Source organism: Tepidibacter sp. Z1-5, assembly GCF_037844525.1.
In the GTDB taxonomy this organism is placed as follows: domain Bacteria; phylum Bacillota; class Clostridia; order Peptostreptococcales; family Peptostreptococcaceae; genus Tepidibacter_A.
The window spans coordinates 1-18,770 of record NZ_JBBMMD010000042.1 but is presented as its reverse complement, the minus strand read 5'-3'; the positions used below and the strand labels follow the sequence as shown (position 1 = coordinate 18,770).

Annotated in this window: 16 protein-coding genes and 1 rRNA gene; 13 read left to right on the top strand and 4 right to left on the bottom strand. The window is 27.3% G+C overall.

The window, feature by feature from the left end; genetic code table 11:
* Positions 1-95 (top strand): 5S ribosomal RNA (rrf, locus tag WJW32_RS10420); the annotation flags it as partial.
* A gap of 504 nt (positions 96-599) precedes the next feature.
* On the opposite strand, the gene WJW32_RS10415 is transcribed toward rrf, so the two are convergent.
* From WJW32_RS10415 to WJW32_RS10405, 3 genes are all read right to left on the bottom strand, one after another.
* The gene (locus WJW32_RS10415; RefSeq protein ID WP_340258026.1) at positions 600-1,004 is read right to left on the bottom strand and encodes a DUF2178 domain-containing protein; all 405 of its coding nucleotides are present in this window, start codon (positions 1,002-1,004) and stop codon (positions 600-602) included.
* Positions 997-1,206, bottom strand: a complete 210-nt coding sequence (locus WJW32_RS10410) for a helix-turn-helix transcriptional regulator (protein WP_340258025.1) — start codon at positions 1,204-1,206, stop codon at positions 997-999. Before WJW32_RS10410 ends, WJW32_RS10415 begins: the two co-directional genes overlap by 8 nt.
* Before the next feature lie 261 nt (positions 1,207-1,467).
* Positions 1,468-3,810, bottom strand: coding sequence for a sensor histidine kinase (locus tag WJW32_RS10405; RefSeq protein WP_340258023.1), 2,343 nt, complete (start codon positions 3,808-3,810; stop codon positions 1,468-1,470).
* A gap of 205 nt (positions 3,811-4,015) precedes the next feature.
* On the opposite strand from WJW32_RS10405, the gene WJW32_RS10400 reads away from it, so the two are divergent.
* The 10 genes from WJW32_RS10400 (at position 4,016) to WJW32_RS10355 (ending at position 13,465) form a co-directional block, all read left to right on the top strand.
* Positions 4,016-4,375 (top strand): GntR family transcriptional regulator, encoded by a 360-nt coding sequence (locus WJW32_RS10400; RefSeq protein ID WP_340258021.1) that lies wholly within the window; start codon positions 4,016-4,018, stop codon positions 4,373-4,375.
* Between the two features lie 12 nt (positions 4,376-4,387).
* The gene (locus tag WJW32_RS10395; RefSeq protein ID WP_340258019.1) at positions 4,388-5,086 is read left to right on the top strand and encodes an ABC transporter ATP-binding protein; all 699 of its coding nucleotides are present in this window, start codon (positions 4,388-4,390) and stop codon (positions 5,084-5,086) included.
* A complete protein-coding gene (locus tag WJW32_RS10390) occupies positions 5,076-5,858 on the top strand; it encodes a hypothetical protein (RefSeq protein ID WP_340258017.1) in 783 nt (260 codons plus the stop codon). The genes WJW32_RS10395 and WJW32_RS10390 overlap by 11 nt, the downstream gene beginning before the upstream one ends.
* A gap of 178 nt (positions 5,859-6,036) precedes the next feature.
* Positions 6,037-8,205, top strand: a complete 2,169-nt coding sequence (pcrA, locus tag WJW32_RS10385; RefSeq protein ID WP_340258015.1) for a DNA helicase PcrA — start codon at positions 6,037-6,039, stop codon at positions 8,203-8,205.
* Positions 8,206-8,229: 24 nt separating this feature from the next.
* Positions 8,230-9,528: a M18 family aminopeptidase gene (locus WJW32_RS10380; protein WP_340258013.1), complete on the top strand. Its 1,299-nt coding sequence runs from the start codon at positions 8,230-8,232 to the stop codon at positions 9,526-9,528.
* A gap of 14 nt (positions 9,529-9,542) precedes the next feature.
* On the top strand, positions 9,543-10,319 hold the full coding sequence (locus WJW32_RS10375) for a patatin-like phospholipase family protein (RefSeq protein ID WP_340258011.1): 777 nt from the start codon (positions 9,543-9,545) through the stop codon (positions 10,317-10,319).
* Between the two features lie 211 nt (positions 10,320-10,530).
* Entirely contained in the window at positions 10,531-11,121 is a 591-nt protein-coding gene (locus tag WJW32_RS10370) for an AAA family ATPase (RefSeq protein ID WP_340258009.1), read from the top strand.
* Positions 11,122-11,228: 107 nt separating this feature from the next.
* Positions 11,229-11,846 carry a metallophosphoesterase gene (locus WJW32_RS10365; protein ID WP_340258007.1) on the top strand — a complete coding sequence of 206 codons (618 nt, stop codon included), beginning with the start codon at positions 11,229-11,231 and terminating at the stop codon, positions 11,844-11,846.
* A gap of 12 nt (positions 11,847-11,858) precedes the next feature.
* Positions 11,859-12,872: a hypothetical protein gene (locus WJW32_RS10360; protein WP_340258005.1), complete on the top strand. Its 1,014-nt coding sequence runs from the start codon at positions 11,859-11,861 to the stop codon at positions 12,870-12,872.
* A 71-nt stretch (positions 12,873-12,943) separates the two neighbouring features.
* On the top strand, positions 12,944-13,465 hold the full coding sequence (locus WJW32_RS10355) for a peptidylprolyl isomerase (protein ID WP_340258003.1): 522 nt from the start codon (positions 12,944-12,946) through the stop codon (positions 13,463-13,465).
* Between the two features lie 173 nt (positions 13,466-13,638).
* On the opposite strand, the gene WJW32_RS10350 is transcribed toward WJW32_RS10355, so the two are convergent.
* Complete coding sequence (locus WJW32_RS10350; RefSeq protein ID WP_340258001.1) at positions 13,639-15,234, bottom strand: putative manganese-dependent inorganic diphosphatase; 1,596 nt, start codon at positions 15,232-15,234, stop codon at positions 13,639-13,641.
* A gap of 74 nt (positions 15,235-15,308) precedes the next feature.
* Here WJW32_RS10350 and WJW32_RS10345 point away from each other — a divergent pair, with 74 nt between their 5' ends.
* Together WJW32_RS10345 and WJW32_RS10340 are read left to right on the top strand one after the other, a co-directional pair.
* The gene (locus WJW32_RS10345; RefSeq protein WP_340257999.1) at positions 15,309-15,893 is read left to right on the top strand and encodes a DUF4230 domain-containing protein; all 585 of its coding nucleotides are present in this window, start codon (positions 15,309-15,311) and stop codon (positions 15,891-15,893) included.
* Between the two features lie 671 nt (positions 15,894-16,564).
* Positions 16,565-18,328, top strand: coding sequence for a M3 family oligoendopeptidase (locus tag WJW32_RS10340; RefSeq protein WP_340257997.1), 1,764 nt, complete (start codon positions 16,565-16,567; stop codon positions 18,326-18,328).
* Positions 18,329-18,770 lie beyond the last annotated feature (442 nt).

The window sequence follows — 18,770 nt, the reverse complement described above, 5'->3', positions numbered from 1 at the left end:
ATACACCTGTTCCCATTCCGAACACAGAAGTTAAGCTCTTTAGCGCCGATGGTACTTGGGGGGCAGCCCCCTGGGAGAGTAGGACGTAGCCACGTAATCTTTTTTATTTTTTGCATTTATTTAATCGTAAAAGAAGGTCATTAAAATACCGTACATGTATTAAATGTTTTTAATAAAACTAAGTATTGTGTCTTATTAAATATACTAAAACTTCTTGAACTCGCTAAGGCTCAGACATAAGAAGTTTTTAACGTATATTTAAACACCACAACACAAGTTTTATACAAAAACATTTAAATCATATACTAACATTTTAATGACCTTCTTTTTTAGTATATGGGTATACCAATAAAAGTTTACGTGATTAACGGAATAGATAAAGATGTAAGAAATAATACTAAGGAACATTTTGAGTAGAGCAAATAATAGCAAATATAGATATAGAAATAAAAGCTAGGGTTTAAAAAGATTACTTAGCTGCTTGAAGAGTTGAGTTATATAAAAACATTTGAAATATTCAATAGATACTTTTGTACGAAAGAAATCATGCAAAAAAGACTATTGATATTTTTTGTGAATAGTCTTTTTTGCAGAGATAATTAATATTTCTTTTGTAGTATATAATATATTGTAATTTTACTAATCAGCATAGCAAATATCATAAACAGGGATAAATCTTCAATACCCGTAGTTTCAAAAAAATTATTTCCATGAGCTAGTATAGATATTAAAGCTAAAACAAATACACAAATTCTAAAAGATATACTTTCTGATTTATAAGCAATAGATAGATTTCTTTCGTCTTGTGAATAAGTTGGACTTTTGATTTCTTTATAGTTTTTTAATGTAATTATTGTAAATACACCTAATAATCCAAACAAGAGCCCTATAATGTAGCTTGAATTTAAATTTAAATATAAAGCTAAACTAACTATAGACATAGTTATAATTATGAAATATAAGATTTTTGTAACAAATTGTTTTTGGTTATTTGATTTACTCATTATTTTCACACTCCTCATATTCAAAAATATCTTCTATTAAGCAATCAAAAATGTGTGCTATTTTGAAGGCTAAAGCAAGAGATGGATTATACTTGCCTTTCTCAATAGAAATTATGGTCTGTCTAGAAACTTCTAATAATTTTCCGAGTGCTTCTTGAGATAAATTCTTAGAAGCTCTAAGTTGTGGAAGTTTGTTTTTCAAATATATGCCTCCTCGCTATGTTGAGTTAACTTTACGTAAAGTTTGCTTAACATGATTATACTATGGAAATTTAGAAATGTAAAGTTTGTTTTACAAAAAAAGAACCTAGATTTCATTTGTACGAAACCTAGGTTCTTTTTACGATTAAGGAAATTGTGGATAACATTGATGAAAGAGCTACACTTACAACTATTTTTGAGCAACGGAGCCCGGTAGGGATCGTTGGCGACATGAGTCAGTGCGTAGCGACTAGACGAATTTTTATATAGAGTATATATCTGAAAACTCCAAATTTATTTTTTCTATATACTTATCTTTTTCATATACAGTATCTATTTTATTTATATCATCTACAGTAGTTACAGGAAGCTTGATTATGAATTCACTTCCATATCCATAATCACTTTTAACATCGATAAATCCATTATGCATGTCTATTAGAGATTTTACAAGTGATAAACCTATTCCACTTCCTTCTCTATTTCTGGTTAAAGACTTATCAACTTGTCTAAATCTATCAAATATTATTTTTAATTTATCTTTTGGAATACCAATTCCTGTATCTTTTATAGATATAGTTACATATTCTTCTTCGGCTAATAAATCAACTATTATCGAATCTCCTGAATCTGTGAACTTGATGGCATTAGATAGTAGGTTTAGAATAATTCTTTCTATGGCATTCGGATCTACAGCCATTATTTTTTCTTCAACATTTGTATCAAATATCAAAGATATTTGCTTGTTTTTTATATATTCGCTTACAGATAGAGTGATATTTTCTATAAGACTGACTATATTGTGGTTTTCAAGTTCTATGTTGAAATAACCACAGTCTAGTTTGGTTATATCTATAAGATTGTTTACTAGTCTTAGCATTCTATAACAGTTTTGTTTTAATATATTTATATGATATATTGTATTATTTGATTTACATACTAATTGATTATTTTCTAAATTACTTTGTATCAATTGAGTTATAGAAAAAATCAAATTAAGAGGTGTCTTTAGTTCGTGAGATAAATTTGAAAAAAATTCAGTTTTCAATTTATCATATTCAAGAGCTTGTTTTAGTCTTTTTTCTTCTTCTAACATTTTATTTCTAAGTTTTTCAGCTTTTCTTTTTTCAATTGAGTCTATGACTATTGCAACTGTATAATTTTTATCATTGGATGATGGGTATGCACAAACTTCTATATCTATAAGTTCACCATCAGCAGTTATTCCTAATTCTTCTATAAAAGGTGAAGGTATATTTTTTTGTTGATCTTCTATCCTTTTCTTTACTTTCTTGTGAAAATCTTTATGTATATAATCAAATAAAGATTTATCTTTTATAGAATCTAAATTTTCGATCTTAAATAATTTAAGTATAGCAGAATTAGCAAATAATATATTACCATTATTATGCACGAATACTCCAAATGGTAAAAATTCAATTAAATTTTTATATTCATCTTTACGTGATTTTAGTGTTTTTTGCAATCTTTTTATTTTTTTTATGTTGAATAGAAGTATAAATATTATCAATATCAAAAACAATATTATATAAATAGCGAATGCATATATCATTTCTTTAGATATACTATAAAAATTTGATGGTTTATTTTTTATTTTAGATCCATATGGTAAATTATTCATTGGTATATTAAATTTAATTAATTGATTATAATCAAATATATATTTATTTTTATTAGATACATTATGAACATTGTATTTAGGATTTTTGATTATTTTTAAAGCAAACCTTCCTGCAGTATTTCCTAAATCATATGAATCAGATAAAGACCCTCCAATTATACCTGTGTTTATCATACTGCTCCAAAACGAATATGAAGGTATGTTTTTTTTGTTTGAAGCAAAGTTGATTAAACCATTCATATAGTAATCATCATTATTGTCAGTTTTAAATTCAGTAATGGGTATGAGAGTTAAATTAGACGTTAAAGTATTTATCTTATCCAATACTCTGTTTATATTAGATTCATAATATATTAATATATCTACACCTTGATCTTGATAATGTTTCTTTTGGTCCTCCAATAAATTTATGTAGTGAGAGCTTAATAAATTGGGGTCAACAGGTATAAATATTTTATTTTTTGGATGAAGTGTATGAGCTATATTTAGTACTTTTTCTATATCTATTGACTGTTCAACTACATAAAATCTTTCATTAGATTTTATTTTGTTAAGTATACTAGGTTCATTAATTCCACAGAAGAGTATTGGAGAATTTTTAAATAACTTATCTCCATATTTCTCGAAAAAGTAATAAGAGTCTTCATCTGTAGCTATTATAATATCGAATTTATAGTTTTTAAATTTATATTTATATAAACTATATAAAGTATATAAATATTCATCATCGTGTTTTATTTGAATATCCATATTTTCTACATGAATAATATTGTTTTTAGATTTTAAATTTGAATAAATCCCCATTACAACATCATGAGTATAAGGCATGGACATGTTTTGAGAATTGATAATTAATATATGATTCTCTTTTTTTTCTGCAAATGAGTAAAAACTAAATATAAAAAACATATTTATTAATAATACAGATATAAAAAAACACAAAAAATTATTTTTATTATTCATGAAAAAGTCTCCTTTTATGTTAAAAAATTACATCATATACAGTTCTACATGAAAAAATATATACCTTCGATGAAAAAAGTATAGTTTTGTCGATTAGGCATAAAATTAAAAAAGAGTTGACAGAATAGGAAAAAGATAATACTATAATAGTGTAATAGTTAATTAGTGCACTGTTTCGTTATGGAAACAATTAGGAGGGTTTAAAATGGAATTTGACAATAGTAAACCTATATATATTCAGATAATAGAAGATATAAAAAAGAGGTTGATTAGAGGAGAGATAAAACTAGGCGATAAGATACCTTCTCAAAGAGAGCTTGCAAAAGATATAAAGGTTAATCCTAATACAGTTCAAAGAGCATATAGGGAGATGGAGAGTATGGGTTTAGTAAAGACATTAAGAGGTCAAGGTACATTTATATCTGATCAAGAAGAGCTTCTAAATGAAATAAAAAAGGAAATGGCAAGTGAAGTTCTTATTAAATTTGTTGAAGAAATGAGATCTTTAGGAATTAAAGATGATGAAGCAATAAACTTAATAAAATCATGGCAGGAAAAAATATAAGGAGTGATAGTAATGATAGAATTTATAGATGTTAATAAAACTTTTAAAAAAGTAAAAGCATTAGACAATTTTAACTTAAAAATAGAACCTGGAAAAATAATAGGTTTATTAGGGCCTAATGGATCGGGGAAATCAACTTCACTAAAAATGATTGCAGGACTTAACAAACCAGATAGTGGAAAGGTGTTAGTGTTTGGAGATGAGCCTTGTATAAACACTAAAGAAGATATTGCTTATCTTCCTGAAATAGATTATTTATATTCAAACATGAATATAAAACAAATATCGGATTTTATATCTTCGTTTTATTCTGATTGGGACTGTAATAAATATAAAGAATTACTTAAGTTTTTAAATTTAGAAGAAGATATGGTAATCGGTAAAGTATCTAAAGGAATGAGAGCTAAAATAAAACTTTTACTTACATTTTCTAGAAATGCAAAGATAGTGCTTTTAGATGAGCCTTTATCGGGAATTGATATATTAACTAGAGAAGAAATAATAGAAACGATAATAAAAGATTATAGAGAAGGAGAACAAACTATAATTTTATCTACCCATGAAATTTTAGAAACAGAAAATATATTTGAAGATGTCATATTTGTAGGAGATGGAAAGGTAAAACTTTCAGGAAATGTAGATGATATAAAGATGAAATATAATATGTCTTTAAGTGAAGTTATGAAGGAGGTATATAGAAATGCTATTTAATTTATATAAAAAGGAATTAAATAAATTTAAAAAGGGAACTATTTTATTTTTAGGACTAGTCTTAATTATAAATATATTTTTCTTCTATAAAACTTACAATGGATGGGCTATAGAATCAGGTTTTCTAATAAATATGTTTTTACTTCCGTTAACATTTTTTATTCCGTTAATATTATCAGAATCTAAGCTTATAAGTCAGGAGTTTAAGGATAATACTATATATCTTTCAATGATGCTTCCAGTATCTAGTGAAAAAATATTTTTAAGTAAGTTTTTAGCTGTAATAACTCAATATATAGTATCTAGCTTATCGATAGTTATTATTACTAGTATACAGTTTATGATTTTTATGAATAGAACTTCGAGTATAAAAGTACAAGAAGTACAACAGTTATTTGATATAAGAGTATTTAGTATGGCAACAAGCTTATATGTTTTTTCAATAGTAGGACTTTTATATTTAGTAAGTGCTATATTTTTATCATCTATAATAGGAAAAACTTTTAAAAAGTATTCTAAATTAATCAGTTTTGCTTCTGTTTTGGCTATATTATATGTAGGAGGAAAAATTATAGGCTTTATGATGGATGGGCTAGACAAAATAGGCCTTACTTTTAACAATATAGTTATAAATTATAATATGGAAAAGTTTATGGGGGCTCTAAATGATGTAGGGTCTGGACTATTTGTTACTTCTGCAATAATATTATTTGTAACTGCTATAATTTATTTTGCGACATGTAAAATTTATGATAAGAAAATAGAGATTTAATAAAAAGGAATAGATTTTTATCTATTCCTTTAAAATTTGTATATACTCCTTCATATATGATAAAATAATATAATGAGCAAAAATTAGAACCTATAGAAAATTGTCTATAGGTTTTTTCAACTTAGTGTGAAATTTAACTTGATATATATATGAAAACATATTTGAAGGGAGATATTAAATGGATTTATCTACATTGAATGATATGCAAAGAAAAGCAGTGCTTAAAACGGACGGGGCGTTACTACTTCTAGCTGGAGCGGGTTCTGGAAAGACGAGAGTTTTAACTTATAGAATAGCACATCTTATAAATGATTTAGAAGTACATCCTTCTAACATATTGGCAATCACATTTACTAACAAGGCTGCTAATGAGATGAGGGAAAGGGTAGAGGCAATAATAGGATCAGATGCCCACAATATGTGGATAAGCACTTTTCACTCTTGTTGTGTTAGAATACTTAGAAAAGATATAGATAAGATAGGTTATACAAGAAGTTTTGTTATATACGATAGATCGGATCAGATGACACTTATGAAGGATTGTATAAAAGAGCTTAATATAAACGACAAAATGTATGAAGCGAAGACTGTTCTTGGACATATTTCTGATGCAAAGGATAAGATGATAAATTCAAAGAGATTTAAAGAAATTCATCAAAATGATTTTAGAATGAGCAATATAGCAAAAGTATATTCTTTATATCAAGAAAGACTTATGAGAAATAATGCACTTGATTTTGACGATCTTATAATGAAGGCTATTGAGATACTTGAGAATAATGAAGGTGTTTTAGATTTTTACCAAAGAAAGTTCAGATATATAATGGTTGATGAGTACCAAGATACTAATAGAGCACAGTATAAACTTGTAAATATGCTAGCTAAAAGACATGGAAATTTATGTGTTGTAGGAGATGATGACCAGTCTATATATGGTTGGAGAGGCGCAGATATAAAGAATATACTTGAGTTTGAAAAGGATTATGAGGATGCTTTAGTTGTAAAGCTTGAGCAAAACTATAGATCAACTCAAACTATACTTGATGCTGCAAATAAGGTTATAGCAAATAATATAACTAGAAAAGATAAGAAACTATGGACTGAGAGTGATTTAGGAGAAAGAATAAGAACTTTTAAATCAAGAGATGAAAGAGAAGAAGGAGACTTTATAGCTCATAGCATAAGAAAAATGAATAACGATAAAGGTATAGAGTATAGAGATTGTGCTATACTTTATAGAACTAATGCGCAATCGCGTGCACTAGAGGAAGCCTTAATAAAGCAAAATATAAAGTATAGGATATTCGGTGGTATAAAGTTCTATGAGAGAAAAGAAATAAAAGACTTGATTGCTTATTTAAGAATTATACAAAATCCTGTTGATGATATTTCTCTTAAGAGAATAATAAATGTTCCCAAAAGAGGTATAGGTCTTAGAACTCTTGAAAAAATAGAAGATGTTGCTCTTTTAAAGAAGGAGAGCATGTATCTTTCTTTATATGATGCTGATAATATAGATGTATCTACTAGGGTTAAAAGTAAGTTAAGAGAATTTACAACTCTTATATCAGCTCTTAGTGCAATGAAGGATGTATATTCTGTAACTAAGCTTATAGAGAAGGTACTAGAAAATACTGGGTATATAAAAGAGCTTGAAAAGGATGATAGTATAGAGAATCAAACTAGAATAGAGAACCTAAAGGAATTTTTATCTGTTGCTATGGAGTTCGAAAAAACAAGTGAAGAAAAGGATTTAGAAACATTTTTAGCTACTATATCTCTTATATCTGATATGGATTCTTCTGATGAAGATGATGATTATGTATCATTAATGACTCTTCATAGTGCTAAAGGACTTGAGTTTCCAGTTGTATTTTTGGCAGGGCTTGAAGAAGGGGTGTTCCCTATAAGCAGAGCTTTAACTGATGAGATAGAGCTTGAGGAAGAGAGAAGACTTTGCTATGTTGGAATTACAAGAGCTATGAAAACTTTGTATATGACTTATGCATCTTCGAGGACTATATATGGAAAGACTAACTATTCTAGGATATCAAGGTTTATAGGAGAACTTCCTAAAGAATGCTTAAAAAGTCTTAATAAGAATGAGCCTGAGAGCAAGATACTTAAAAAACAAAACAGCTTAGTAGAGAAATACAAGCAAAGAAATATGGAAAAAGATACTAAGAATATAGATAATAAAGAGGTAGTGCTTGGAGCTAAGGTTAAGCATCCTGCCTTTGGAACTGGAACGGTTGTAGCCCAGAATGGTTCTACTGTTAGTATAGCTTTTGAGAATAAAGGGGTTAAGAGTATCAATTTAGAATATGTAAAGTTAAATATAATCTAAAAAAATAAAAGGGTGGTATTGAATATGAGAGAAAAAGAGTTTGCTAAGGATCTTATAGATTATGCTTATAAGGGAGCTAGTTCTTTTCATGCTGTTAAGACTAGTACTGATATTTTAGAAAAAGAAGGGTTTAAGGAATTAAAGTTAACTGATAAGTGGAATATTAAAAAGGGTGATAAGTATTTTGTAACTAAGAATTCTTCAGCACTTGTAGCTTTTGATATAAATTCTGATAAGGTTGATGAGGAAGGGTTTAGAATAATAGCATCTCACAGCGATGCTCCTTGTTTTAGAGTTAAGCCAAATCCTGAGATGGTAAGTGAAAACTCATATTTAAAATTAAATACAGAAGTTTATGGAGGACCTATTCTTAGTACTTGGATGGATAGACCTTTAGCTATTGCAGGAAGGGTTACTGTTAAGAGTGAGAATATATTAAAGCCAAGAGAAGTATTTGTTAATATAAATAAACCTATATGTATTATTCCAAACCTTGCTATACATATGAACAGAAATGTCAACAATGGTGTTGAATTAAATAAGCAAACGGATATGATTCCACTTGTTTCTATGGTAAATGATAGCTTAGAAAAAGATAATATTTTATTAAAAGAGATAAGTAAAGAGATAAGTACTTCTTGTGATGATATATTGGATTTTGATTTGTTTTTATATGAGTATGAAAAGGGATGTCTGGTAGGTCTTAATGAGGAATTCATTTCGTCTGCTAGGTTGGATAACTTGGCCATGGCTCACTCAAGCCTACATGCATTTATAAATTCAAACAATTCAAAAGGAATAAACGTATTTGTTTTGTTTGACAATGAGGAGATAGGAAGTTCTACAAAACAAGGTGCAGATTCTAATATGTTAAAGAACATACTTGAGAGAATAACTATATCTTTAAATAAGACTAGAGAAGAATTTTTTATAAGTATATACAACTCTTTTATTATATCTGCTGATATGGCTCACCCTGTTCATCCGAATAGAGGTGAAAAGCACGACCCTACTAATAGACCTGTAATAAATAAAGGGCCTGTTATAAAGATAAATGCTAATCAAAAATACACAAGTGATAGTTATTCAATAGCTATATATGAATCTATATGTAAAGAAGCGGGAGTACCTTGCCAAAAATTTGTGAACAGATCAGATCAAGCTGGGGGATCTACTATAGGACCTATATCATCTACTCATCTAGATATAAATAGTGTGGATATTGGAACATCTATACTTGCTATGCATTCAGTTAGAGAACTTGGGGGAGTAAATGATCATTATTATGCATATAAAAGTTTCTTGAAATTTTATGAAATATAGAGGGGTAGATTTTTATGTTAGGAGTTTGTTTACCTGGAGGAGGAGCAAAAGGAGCTTTTTCGGCAGGAGTTATATATGGTCTTTATGAAAAAGGAATTAAATTTGATATAGTAACAGGGACTTCAATTGGAGCTATTAATGGATATTTTATATACACAGCAAATGTTAGAAAACTCAAAGAATTGTGGATAAGTATTGATGACAATGAAATAATAAACCAAAAGTTCTGTGGAAAAGTCATAGATAATTCACAACTTATAAACAATTTGAATAATTTAGATGTGGATATACAGTATAACACGGATCTTTATGTTAATTATGTAAATGTTAAAGATAATAAATTAAGAGAAATAGTTACAAATGTTAAGGGATATAATAAACAATTAGCTTTATCATATATAAAGTATAGTTCTCTTCTTCCATGTAAAATAGATGAAGAAGTATCATTTGAACAATTAATACGTACATTTGACTCAAAAGAAGTATTTGATACGTTTAAACAAGATGTATTAAATAGCGAATATGAAGGGTACAATTTAGATGGAGGGATATTGAATAACAACTTACTATCTCCATTTATATATAAAAAAGTTAACAAACTATTTATAATAGCTCTTAGAAAAGGATATATAATACCTGAATATATATTAGAGTATTATAATAAAGAAGATATTATAGTAATAGAGCCAGATACAGATATGAAGCCTAGTGATACACTTAGATTTAAAAAAGATTTCTGCAAAGAATTATTTTACGAAGGTTATAAAAAAGTATTCCTTCAAAAAATCTAATGTATACTTTTTTGAAACTCATAACGAAATTTATATTTATCCATAATTTAAAGAGGAATATAAATTTCTATTCGTTATAAAAAAGCAACAAATGACGAACGAAATTATTGGAAATGTCAAAAAGTTTAGGGGATTTTGTTGAATTAATATAAAAAAACTAGTATACTATATTAGTCGTCTCAAAAAAATGAAATTATGGAGTGAGTTAAAGATGGCTAAGAGAATTGCAGTTTTAGGTGGACCAAGATGTGGAAAAACAACTTTAATACAACATCTTTATGTTGAAATGAAGATAGCAGGACTTAATACAGGATATGCACTTGAATATTCAACTGAGTATTTAAGAGATAAAGGAATGATTGAATCTATATCAGAACAATACGGCATATATTTAGGGCAAAAGAGATTAGAAGATAAGCTTGATGAATTTGACTATGCTCTTACTGACTATGCGACATTTGTTCCTTATATCTATGGAAGATTTATGCTTGGAAATAAGAAGAGAACTAAAAAAGAAACTGAAATATTAAAAGATTTATACTGTTTAGCGTTAGAAGATATACCTAAATATGATCACATAATATATTTACCGAGAGAATTTGGATACGTTCAAGATGGAGTAAGATGGCAAGATGAAGAAATAGCAAAGCAAGTAGATGATGCCATACTTACATTTTTAAAAGCAGAAAACGTTAACTATATAGAAGTTAGCGGAAGCACTAAGGAAAGAGCAAAAGAAATATTGAAAATGTTGGATTTAGAATATATAGAGACAAAAGAATTATGTGCTGATGTAAAATAAACTACCTATTTAATAGGTAGTTTTTTTGTGTGAAAAAACTAAATTTTGAAAATTAAAAAAATATAAAGTATAATTTAAGTAAATATATAAGTATAAGGAATGATTTAATGGAAAAACTTAAAGTAATTTTAAACAGATCTATAGGTAAAGTTTATGTTCCAAAGCATATCAGAAATAGAAGTGAAGAAGTAATACTTCACATATCTGATACACCTTATAGCTTTTTTTATGCTTTAAAAGATTTAATAAAAAAAATAAATCCAGAATATATAATTCATACAGGTGATTTAGTAGATAATATAAAACTTGAATTCTGTCATTATTCACTATATAGGTATAGCAAAAGACTTGAAGTTTTAGTAGATATATTATTAAAATCTAATGCAAAGAAAATATACATATGCTTAGGTAATCATGATAAAAAAGAAGCATTACAGAATATATCAGATAAAATAGAAATAATAGATAAAAGCGAAAATATAAATATAGAAAATTTAAAACTTAGAATAAGCCATTATTCGGATGAAATAATTAAAGATCCTCAAGAATACAATTTATATGGTCACAATCTACACATCAAAAATAAAATAGAGAATGGAAAAATATATTTGAATGGAATTCAAAGTATAAATATTATATATACAGACATAAAAAAAGTTGAATACTTAGCTTATCCGTTTGGAATAGATGACGAAAGACTTAGAAAAGGAAAAATAGGACTATAAGGAGAGGATACCATGTTTTCTATGGTTAGAAGAGGACCAAAATCCTTAATAATTGAAAGTAATAATGTATTACAGCTTAAAAGATACTTTGCTAAGAAATTAAATGCATCTAGAAAATGCGATTTAACATCTGCTTTTCAAGAGGCTAATGAAGAGTGTACAATAATATTTATAGTAGAAAAAGCTAAGGATATTATAAATTCAAAGGAATGTTTAGATATATTTATTCTTCAAGAAGAACCAGATGTAATATTATGTAGTATATTAAATAATGATATAAAAAAATATATAACATATTCAAGGATTGCTCCTAGAATAATATTTATGAGAGTATTCGGAGATTTAAATAAGATAATAGAAAAAATCCAAGAAGACAATAAAGAAAGCTATATTAAAGAAAATGTTATAAATATACTAGAAAATTATAATGATAAAGGAACAATAGTAGCTTTCACAGATAAGCCTCTTAGAAAAATATTTAATGTAGAGGATATATATAATGAGGCATTATATATAGAAGAAAAATATTCAACACTTATAAAAAAAATGAGAACAGATGCATTAAGATATCTAAATGCTGGGCTTGATAATAAAGATTGGTATGAAATAGAAATAAAAATATACGACAGATATGGAGCTTATGAACTTCATTATGATAGGTTATTAAAGATACTAGAAGGATTAGAACTTGGGGTTATACTTGGAGAATCGTGGTCTAAAGATTACCCAAGATTATTTATGGCTGTTGGGGTATATAGGGTAAGGTTTTTTACTTTTTATGATCCAAAATATATAAAAAGGATTTTAGTAGGAGCTGAATTTTTAGAAGATGGAATGAGAATTGTAGATTATGACGTTTACTACAATAGGAAAAAAATAAATTGGACAGATGTAATAGAAGATAATCTAAAATCTAAAAATTTACTATCTGAAAAATATAGAAAAGAAATCTTAGATAAAATACAAAAAAGCGATTTAAATGACATAAAATCAATAGAAACAGAAATAATTAAAACTAGAACCTAAAAATTTGATATAATTATGTAGTCACAATTGTAAGATTACATAATTATATTTAAACAGAGAGGAAGATACTAATGCAAAATAATCCAATAGTTACAATTGAAATGGAAAATGGAGATATAATTAAAGCTGAGCTTTATCCTCATATAGCTCCTAATACTGTAAACAACTTTATATCTTTAATTAAAAAAGGACACTATGATGGAGTTATATTCCATAGAGTAATACCTGGATTTATGATTCAAGGAGGGTGCCCAGATGGAACAGGAATGGGTGGACCAGGATACTCTATAAAAGGAGAATTTTCTCAAAATGGACATACAAATAATTTAAAGCATGAAAGAGGAGTTCTTTCTATGGCTAGAACTTCAGCTCCTAACTCAGCTGGATCTCAATTCTTTATAATGGTTGCAAGATCACCTCATCTTGATAATCAATATGCTTCTTTTGGAAGAGTGACTGAGGGAATAGAAGCAGTTGATAAAATAGTTTCAGTGGATACAGATTATTCTGATAAGCCTTATAAAGATCAAAAAATGAAAAAAGTTACAGTTGATACATTTGGAGTTGAGTATCCAGAAGTAGAAAAAATGTAATAACAAAAAACCAGCCAAAGGCTGGTTTTTTATGCTTAAGGAAACTATATCATTTTTGTTTTGTGGATAACTTATTGAAAAGGCTACCTTTCCAACTATTTTTGAGCAACGGAGCCTGGAAGGATCGTTGGCGACATGAGTCACCGCGTTAGCGAGTAGACGAATTTTTTTATCTATTTAGAATTTTTTAGAGCTTCAGTTAGATTAGGTACTAATTGTTTCTTTCTGGAAACTGCTCCATCTACAAATATACCTTGAGAAGCTTCTACATTGAATGCTCTAGAGATCAACTTATCTTCACTCTTGTATATTAAATAAGAACCTTCTTTTATTATATCTGTGATAGCTAAAACACATAAATCATAATCTGTATCATTTATATAATTTAAGAATTCATCTTTTTTGTTTAATATAGAGTCTATATCTAAAGTGAATACCTGTCCTATACCAGTTTTTAATCCTTCAAGATTAAATTCTTTAAAGTCCATATTAACTATTTCCTTTATTGAGAATCCATCAAGAGAAGTACCAGCTTTGAACATTTCCATAGCATATTTTTCTATATCTAGATTTAAAATCTTATTAAGATTTTCAACTGCAGATTTATCTATATCAGTAGTTGTAGGTGATCTGAATAAAAGAGTATCTGATAATATACCAGATATAAGAACTCCTGCAATCTCAAAAGGTATTTCTATATTGTTCTCTTTGAACATAGTATAAACTATAGTACATGTACTTCCAACAGTCATATTTCTAAAATTAATAGGAGAGGCTGTAGATATTCCTCCTATTTTATGATGGTCTATAATTTCAAGAAGTTCAGCTTGATTTAATCCTTCAGCACTTTGAGCTTCTTCGTTATGGTCAACTAATATAACCTGTTTTTTCTTAGGATTTAAAAGATGAGCTCTTCCTAAAAAGCCTAAGAATGAGTTGTTAGAATCAACAACTGGATAATGTCTATAATGAGTATTTGATATATCTTCTTTTACATCATCTGAATAATCACAGTCTTTAAATTTAACTATATCAGAGTTCATTATAGATGATACAAAATTACATTGGTGTATTAGTTTAGAAGCAGAGTAAGTATCGTTTGGAACTCTCAATATAGATACATTGTTTTCTTTAGCTAGGCTTAAGTATTTTTCAGGTATTTCATTGTCTCCAGTTAATATTATTAATTGAACCTTAGATTCAATAGCGTGCTCTATTACATCGTATCTGTCTCCAACTATTATTATATCCTTATCAGATAGAGTACCTTGTATAGTTTTATAATAAAAAGCTATTATAGATAATTTTCCATTTACAACATCATTACACTGTACAAGAATATCACCATTTAAATCAGAAGCTATGTTTGAAAGAGTCGTATTTAGACAATCTATATTGCCTGTTACAAGATTCATAGCTATATCCTTCATAGTTATTATTCCAAGCAATTTATTATTATCATCAACTATAGGAAGGGTTTTTAAATTAGATTCCTCCATAGTTTTATAAGCTGATAAAATTGAAGAATCAGGATTTACTCCAGATATTTTATCAAAATTTAAATCTTTGACTTGTGTTTTAACATCCTTTATAAGAGTAGGATGTGATAACTTAAAGTGATTAAGAACGAATTCAGCCTCTTTTCTTATATCTCCTAGAACACACGGTTTTGTATCAAAACCTAATTTATTTTTTAGATAAGAAAATGCTATTGCCGAAGTAACTGAATCAGTATCTGGATTTTTATGACCAAATATTAAAGTTGACATTTATATTGCTCCTTTCTATGTTAAGTATTATATTGAATCTCCAAAACATTATTATATCAAAAGGAGAGGTTAATTTGATAGATAAAAAAGATAAAAATAAAATTTTGATGATTATTTTTGGTATATTTATATTATTTACAATTTTAATGAGTGGAAACATATTAAAATTAAATAAAGAAAAAGATTCTACTACTATATTGGGAAAAATATCCCAAATACAAGAGCTATCTGTTAATAAATATTATTATACAAATATAGTATCTTTTAAACAGAATAAAAAGATAAAAGATTTAGAAATTCCTTTTACTCAAAAGTCATTTTTAATAAAATACGATGGGATAATTAAAACTGGAATAGATTTGAATAATGTGAAAATAATCGAAAATAAAAATAACAATATAAAATTAAAGATAAAAAAAGCTCAGATACTAGATCATACAATAGATGAAAAAAATATATATGTATATGATGAAAAAACTTCTTTATTCAATAAACTTCAAATAAAGGATGTATTCACAGAAATAAGTAAAGAAAAGCATAAGGCAGAACAAAAAATGATAAAAGAAGGTTTTTTAGAAAAATCAAACAAGAATACAAAAAAATTATTAGAAAATATATTAACAGGGCTTGGATATGAGAAGATAGAAATAATTTATTAGTTATAGTGGTTAGGCAAAAAATGACGCGTATTGAAATACCGCTACTTAGTCAACATTTTAATAAAATTAAAGATTGAGTCTTATTAAATATACTAAAACTTCTTAAACTCCCTACGATTAGACAAAGAAGTTTCTTAACGTATATTTAAACGCCACAATCTAAATTTCANAATTATAGCTCTTAATCCCAAAACAAATGACATTAAAATACCGCTAATGTTGTAAATATTTTTAATAAAACTAAGAATTACATCTTATTGAATCTCCTAAAAGTTCTGAACTCCCTCAAGGTCAAACAACGAACTTTCTTAACGGATATTCAAAAGATCGTTGTATTCGCGGTATTTGTATAGATAGTTTTTAATAACCCACAGACCCTAAAAAAATAACCCAGATTTCGTTTGTACGAAATCTAGATAGCTAACATTTCAATACACGTCATTTTTGAGTTTAAGCTCTTAGAGATTGATAGAATTAAAGAAAAAAATAAAAAGCACAAAAATACTGAGAAAACATAAAAAATTTAATCCTTAGATACACTAAATTTAAATGATTATGTGGTCGAATATTAAAAAATATAAATTAAGTGATTTGAAAAATGAATAAATCTTTAAATATATAAACAAAATAATAGGTATAAGTTTTATAAATTATGAATGAGGAGGATTTTTATGGAACAGGTTTGGAGTTTAGATGATATATACAAGTCATTTGATAGTGATGAGTTTAAAAGTGATTTAGGTACATTCTATAAATACATAGAAGATATAAATAAATGGAGTGATGATAATTTAGATTCTTATGATAATTGTAAGGAAAAGATAGCGCATATATTAAGCAATTACAATGATTTTTTTGATTTGTTTATGAAATTAATATCTTATGCTCAGCTTACACTGAGTGCAGATGCTAAAAATAAACAAGCTCTTAGTGTTGTTGAAAAACTTGAAAAAGATGTAACTCAAATAACTAGTTCAAAAGTTAAGTTTGAAAAATATATAGGAGAAATAAAGGATATAGAGACTTTTATAAACTCTTCGAATTTAATAAATGAATATAGTTTTTATATTCAAAAATTAAGAAGTAACTATAAGTATTTGCTTACGGATAAAGAAGAAATGAGTATAGCTAAGATGAAAAATACAGGATCTGATTCTTGGACTAAACTTCAGGAACTATTGACGTCTACTTTATTGGTAGATATAGAAGAAGATGGCGAGTCTAAACAGAAGCCACTTTCTGTTGTAAGAAGTATGGCTTATGATAAAAATGAAAATATTAGAAAAAATGCTTATTATGCGGAAATTAAATCCTATAAAAAGATAGAAGAATCATCGGCAGCTGCTCTTAATAGCATAAAGGGAGAGGCTATAAGCTTATGTAATTTAAGAGGATATGATAGCGTTCTTCAAAAGACATTGATAGATTCTCGGTTAGATGAAAAAATACTGAACACTCTAATGGACGCAATAAAAGAAAGCTTACCTATGTTTAGAAAGTTCTATAATAAAAAAGCTAAAATGCTTGGACATTATAAGCTTCCATTTTATGATTTATTTGCACCAGTAGGTGAATTTGATAAACAATACACTTATGAAGAAGCAAGAGATTATATAGTTGAAAATTTCAAGACATTTAGCAACGAGCTTTCTAATTTTGCAGATAATGCATTTGAAAATAATTGGATAGATGCAAAGCCTAGAGAAGGAAAAAGAGGTGGAGCTTTTTGTGAAAATATACATGCTATAAAGCAAAGCAGAATTCTATCAAATTTTACTGGAAAATTTAATGACGTAGTAACACTTGCTCACGAACTCGGACATGCATATCACGATTATTGTCTTAAGGATGAAAAATATCTCAATAGCACATACCCTATGCCTATAGCAGAAACAGCATCGATATTCTGTGAGACTATAGTCAAAAAGGCAGCTATGAAGGAAGTAGAAGAGGATGAACTTATAACTATACTAGAAAATGATATATCAGATAATGCTCAAGTAATAGTAGATATATACAGCAGGTTCCTATTTGAAAGCGAGATGATTAAAAAAAGGGAAGAAGGATCTTTATCTGTTGAAGAATTAAAAGAGATGATGATAGAAGCACAGAAAAATTCATATGGAGATGGTTTAGATCAAAATTATCTTCATCCGTATATGTGGACATGTAAACCACATTACTATTATGCAAATGAAAACTTTTACAATTTTCCTTATGCATTTGGTCTTTTATTTTCAAAAGGGCTTTATAATATGTATTTAAAAGAAAAAGAGTCTTTTGTAGATAAATACAATGAACTTTTATCTATAACAGGTAGAAAAAATATAAAAGAAATAGGGGAGTTTATTGGAATAGATCTTGAAGATATAGAATTTTGGAGAGGGTCTTTTAAGGTTATAGAAGAAGATATAAATAAATTTATGCAAATATGAATAAAATAACGTACAAATGCAGAGTATAAATAACATCAAATATATAATGATTAGTATGTATATGTGGTAGTAGTATTAAATATTGCAAATATATTTATTTTGATTATTATTAAGTTTGACATATAGATAGTAATGACTAATTATTAGGATAAAGAAACTTATAATAATTAAACTATATTTTGTGGCTAGGGAATATTTTATAAAAATCAGCAATGGAAACTGATTTTTACTTTAATTAAGCATATTAAATAGTTACTAAATTGATCATTATATATTTGATTTTTCGCATTTAAAGACATTTTTAGTGTTATATATACAAAAAAATATATATAATTTTAAAAAAGTGTTGACGAATATATTCAAAGGTGATATATTATTACTTGTCCTCAACAACGAGGCAAACACGAAACACATGAACAAAACAAATGAACTTTGAAAATTA